The organism is Flavobacterium hydatis (genome assembly GCF_000737695.1).
Taxonomy (GTDB): domain Bacteria; phylum Bacteroidota; class Bacteroidia; order Flavobacteriales; family Flavobacteriaceae; genus Flavobacterium; species Flavobacterium hydatis.
The window spans coordinates 1-5,011 of the sequence record NZ_JPRM01000070.1 but is presented as its reverse complement, the minus strand read 5'-3'; the positions used below and the strand labels follow the sequence as shown (position 1 = coordinate 5,011).

Genomic DNA, 5,011 nt, shown 5'->3' with positions numbered 1-5,011 from the left:
ACCTTAAATGGAAGCCCAGTAGTAGTAGGTACTGCAGCAGGGAATGTACAAATCACATCAAGTACGGTTCCAGTAGGATCAGGACTAGTAGTAAATGCAGATGGAACAGTAACAGTTCCGGCCAACACCCCATCTGGAAACTATTCAGTAAGCTATACGATTTGTGAAGTAAACAACCCATTGAATTGTAGTACTATTAGCTCTACGGTAGTAGTAAGTGCCCCGGCGATTGTTGAAGTTCCATCAATTGCCATAATTAAGACAGCGGTATTTAATGATGAAAATAGTAATGGGAATGCAGATGCTGGCGAAACTATAACTTATAACTTCAAGGTTACTAATACTGGAAATGTTCCTTTGTACAATATTACTGTTTTAGATCCATTAGCTGGTATTATTATGTCAGGAGGTCCAATAGATTTGAATGTAAATGATACGGATGAAGTTTCTTTTAGTGCTCAATATAGCATCACGCAAAATGATATTAATAATGGAAGTATTAGTAATCAGGCTAGTGTAATGGGTAGTACTCTAAGTGGAATTAAAGTTGAGGATAAGTCAGATAACATAAATAATCTAGGTGACAATCCAACAGTTTTATTATTAAGTGGTTGTGTAATCAAAATTTTTAATGCCGTTTCAATAAATGGTGATAGTATGAACGAAAGATTCTATATACAAGGAATAGAATGTTATCCTGACAACACAGTTCAAATTTATAATCGTTGGGGTGTATTGGTTTTTGAAAGAGATCATTACAATAATACCGATGTTGCCTTTAGAGGAATTTCAGAAGGACGTGTTACCATTAAAGAATCAAAAGGATTACCAGAGGGAACATATTATTATATCATAAAATATAAAGACCATCAATCTACTCCTCATCAGGAAGCGGGTTATCTGTACTTGACCAAATAATATTCTATGCTAATTAATTGGCTTGTTGAAGTTGAGCTGTAATTAAAAATGAAAAAAATGAAAAAGTTAATTTTAGTTTTACTGTTTTGTTCAACTGCGAGCTTTGCACAGCAGGATGCACAATTTACACAATATATGTACAATACCATTAATGTGAATCCTGCTTATGCGGGATCACGTGGAGTACTGAGTATTTTTGGTTTATATCGTACCCAATGGGTTGGGTTAGATGGCGCGCCGGAAACAAGTAGTTTTTCTGTAAATACACCAGTTGGTAATAACGTTGGGTTAGGAGTTTCATTAATCAATGATAAAATAGGTCCAACGAATGAGAATAACTTATCGGCAGATTTTTCGTATTCTATACCAACATCGGCTACAGCCAAATTATCTTTTGGCATAAAAGGATCAGCAAATTTATTCAAATTAGATCCAACTAAATTAACACCGGAAGATCAGGGAGATCCGCAATTTCAGGATTTTAAAAATAAATTCACGCCTAATATTGGAGCCGGAGTTTACTGGCATACAGATAAAGCTTATGTAGGTTTATCGGTTCCTAATTTCATTCAGACCAATCGTTATGATGATAATGATGTTGCGATTTACAAAGACAAAATCAACTATTATTTTATCGCAGGTTATGTATTTGAATTAGATCGTTATGAAACCGTAAAATTTAAACCGGCTATAATGACAAAAATGGTCGAAGGTTCACCATTGCAAGTAGATGCATCGGCTAACTTTATGTTCAACGATAAATTTGTAATTGGAGTGGCTTACAGATGGAGCGCTTCGGTAAGTGCACTGGCTGGTTTTCAAATCACAGATGGTTTGTATTTGGGTTATGCTTACGATCGTGAAACAACCAAATTAGTGAATTATAATTCAGGATCGCACGAGATATTCCTCCGTTTTGAATTCTTAAATAAATATGGACGTATAACTTCACCAAGATTTTTCTAATTATGAAAGTTAAAAATATAATTTATGCTGCTGTTTTGTCGTCTGTTTGTTTTAACGGAACGGCTCAAAAAACAGTTTTAAATAAAGCAGAGAAGGAGTACAATCAATATGCTTTTGTAGACGCTATCGCTATTTATGAAAAAGTAGCAGAAAGCGGATATAAGGATGAAAAAATGTTTCAGAGATTAGGAAACTCCTATTATTTTAATGCCGAATTACCGAAAGCTGCAAAGTGGTATGACGCCCTTTTTGCTTTTAACGAGCAACAAGAACCTGAATATTATTACAGATATGCTCAGACGTTGAAATCTGTGGGTGATTATGCCAAAGCAGATAAAATGCTTGAAATTTTTAATGCGAAAGTAAAAACTGATACAAGAGGCGTTTTATTCGAAAACAATAAAAATTATCTGGAGCAGATTAAAGCGAATTCAGGAAGATTTGATATTGCAAATGCCGGAATTAATTCGAAACAATCAGATTACGGAAGTACAATTTATAATAATAAATTAGTATTTGCTTCTGCTCGTGATACTGGAAGTGTTATTAAAAAAACATTTAAATGGACAAATAAATCGTTTACGAATTTATATGCTGCGGAATTAAAAGCGGATGGAACTTTAGATAATCCAATTCGGTTTGAGAAAAAAATCAATTCAAAATTCAATGAATCTTCTCCGGTTTTCACCAAAGATGGAAAGACAATGTATTTTACCCGAAACAATTTTTTAGGAGGTAAAAAAGGAAAAGACAATAAAAGAATTACATTATTAAAGTTGTACAAAGCCGAATTTGTAAATGATAAATGGGCAAATATTATTGAGTTGCCTTTTAATAGTGATCAATACAGTATTGCACATCCGGCTTTAAGTCTGGACGAAAAAAAGCTGTATTTTGCATCAGATATGCCGGGAACTTTAGGACAATCGGATTTGTTTAGTGTTGTTATTAATGAAGATGGAACATTCGGGAAACCGGAAAATTTAGGAACAGCAATTAATACCGAAGGAAGAGAAACATTCCCGTTTATATCCGGAGATAATGAACTTTATTTTTCAAGCGACGGACGTCCTGGATTAGGCGGACTTGATGTATTTGTGGCAAAAATCAAGGAAGATGCTACTTTTGATCTGGTACAAAATATTGGAGAACCCGTAAATACCAAGTTGGATGATTTTGCTTTTATAATTGACAGCAATACACGTAAAGGTTACTTCTCATCCAACAAAGAAGGCGGAATTGGAAATGATGATATCTATAAATTCACAGAAACAAAAAGACTGGATTGTGAAAAAAAATTATTTGGAATTGTTTCAGATTCTCAAACGAACGAAGCTTTAGCCGATGCAAAAGTAATTTTGCTTGACGATAAGTTTAAGGAAATTGCAACAATAATTTCGGATAAAAACGGAAGTTACAATTTTGATGTAAAATGCAATCAAACCTATTATGTAAGAGTTTCAAAACAAGATTATGAAACTAATGAAAGTTCGGTTACAATTCAGCCAACAAATGATAAACCTGAATTAGATATTAAATTAAATAAACAAATCAAGCAAATAGAAGTAGGGACAGATTTGGCTAAAACTTTAGATATTCCGATGATTTATTTTGATCTGGATAAATCATTTATTCGTCAGGAAGCTGCTTTTGAATTAGAGAAAGTACTTGCTGTAATGAAACAATATCCTGAAATGAAAATCGATGTTCGTTCTCATACAGACAGTAGACAGACTCAGGAATATAATATGAGATTGTCTAATAAAAGAGCAAAAGCAACAATCGAATGGTTTGTAAAACGAGGAATTGCCCCAACCAGAATATCAGGGAAAGGGTATGGCGAAAGTCAGTTAATCAATAAATGTTCAGATAATGTAGCTTGTACAGAAGATGAACATCAGTTAAACAGAAGAAGTGAATTTGTAATTGTTTCAATGCAATAAGAACTTACAAATCATTATCGATAAAAACACAGTCCTAAAAAGTGTGTAAGTTTTAAAAATAACGGGGTTTAACTTTTTAAATAAAGTTGAACCCCTTTTTCAAATATAGTTAAGAACTGATTGAGTATTAATTCCTAATTATGGATTAGAATAGCCCGTTTTTTGGTCAGTTCTATTCAAATAGACCTATATTTCTTAAAAGGGTTCTGTCGCATTTGGGAATAGCTTTTATCTTTGGAATTTTAAAACTAAAAAAAATGAATACCAAAGGTCAGAGCTATCCAAAATCTATTCTTCTTCGGGCAGTGTATTTTAAATTAAGATTTACCCTTACTTACAGGGATGTATAAGAGATCATGAAAATGCACGGAGTTCATGTTGATCATGCTACTATTCAACGCTGGGGCTATACGTTTACACCTTTCATCGAGTTAGAAATAAAGAAGAGAAAAGGCAGAGTGGGGACGAGCTGGAGATTGGATCAGACCTATATCAAAGTAAAAGGTATATGGTGTTACTTATATCGAGCGGTAGATAAATTAGGTAATACGGTTTACTTTCTTTTGACCAGAAAAAGACAAAGAATGAGCGCTCAGCCTTTTCTAATTAAAAATTAATAATAATTGCCGGCCAAGAGTAATAAACATTGATAAAAGCGGTTCTAATACTGCAGCAATCAAAGTCTGTAACAAGCGTTCGTTCTCAAAGATTAAAATCCGGCAGTGTAAATATCTCAACAATATTGTCGAACAGGACCATCGATTTATAAAATGGAGGATACAAAATGGGTTAGGCTTTAAAAATTTTGAATCGGCAAGACGAACATTGAGCGGAATTGAAGTTTTGCATATGCTGAGAAAGAATCAGATGATTGAATCAGGGGTAACTATGTTTAAATCATTCTGTAAATTGGCAGACTAACTTTAAAATTACTTAAAGTGTTATATCTGATTCTGACAGATGCGACAGAACCATTGTTGAAGGATTTCTTGATTTATGAAATGTAATAATCAAAAAATTTAAAAAAAGTCCTTTACAAAGAGTAAAGGACTTTCTGTTTAAATTCAAATCTTCCAAATTTAAATTTGTTTAGGGGACTAAACTAAAGTAAAAATAGATAAATTAAGCTTTAGTTGTTAGAAAAATATTTAAATAAAAAAGTTATTGTAAATACCATAAAATAT

At 33.0% G+C, this 5,011-nt stretch carries 5 protein-coding genes; all 5 read left to right on the top strand.

The genetic code is table 11. The features are described 5' to 3' along the window. The coding region (locus IW20_RS25035) for a T9SS type B sorting domain-containing protein (RefSeq protein ID WP_035629058.1) at nucleotides 1-918 on the top strand (918 nt) is incomplete at its 5' end. A 57-nt stretch (nucleotides 919-975) separates the two neighbouring features. Beyond that, the gene (locus IW20_RS25030) at nucleotides 976-1,884 is read left to right on the top strand and encodes a PorP/SprF family type IX secretion system membrane protein (RefSeq protein WP_035629060.1); all 909 of its coding nucleotides are present in this window, start codon (nucleotides 976-978) and stop codon (nucleotides 1,882-1,884) included. A 2-nt stretch (nucleotides 1,885-1,886) separates the two neighbouring features. Beyond that, nucleotides 1,887-3,827, top strand: coding sequence for an OmpA family protein (locus tag IW20_RS25025; protein ID WP_035629056.1), 1,941 nt, complete (start codon nucleotides 1,887-1,889; stop codon nucleotides 3,825-3,827). A gap of 362 nt (nucleotides 3,828-4,189) precedes the next feature. Further along, nucleotides 4,190-4,444, top strand: coding sequence for a DDE-type integrase/transposase/recombinase (locus tag IW20_RS26890; protein ID WP_205625928.1), 255 nt, complete (start codon nucleotides 4,190-4,192; stop codon nucleotides 4,442-4,444). Further along, nucleotides 4,440-4,748: a DDE-type integrase/transposase/recombinase gene (locus IW20_RS26970; protein ID WP_205625929.1), complete on the top strand. Its 309-nt coding sequence runs from the start codon at nucleotides 4,440-4,442 to the stop codon at nucleotides 4,746-4,748. The genes IW20_RS26890 and IW20_RS26970 overlap by 5 nt, the downstream gene beginning before the upstream one ends. Nucleotides 4,749-5,011: the final 263 nt, after the last annotated feature.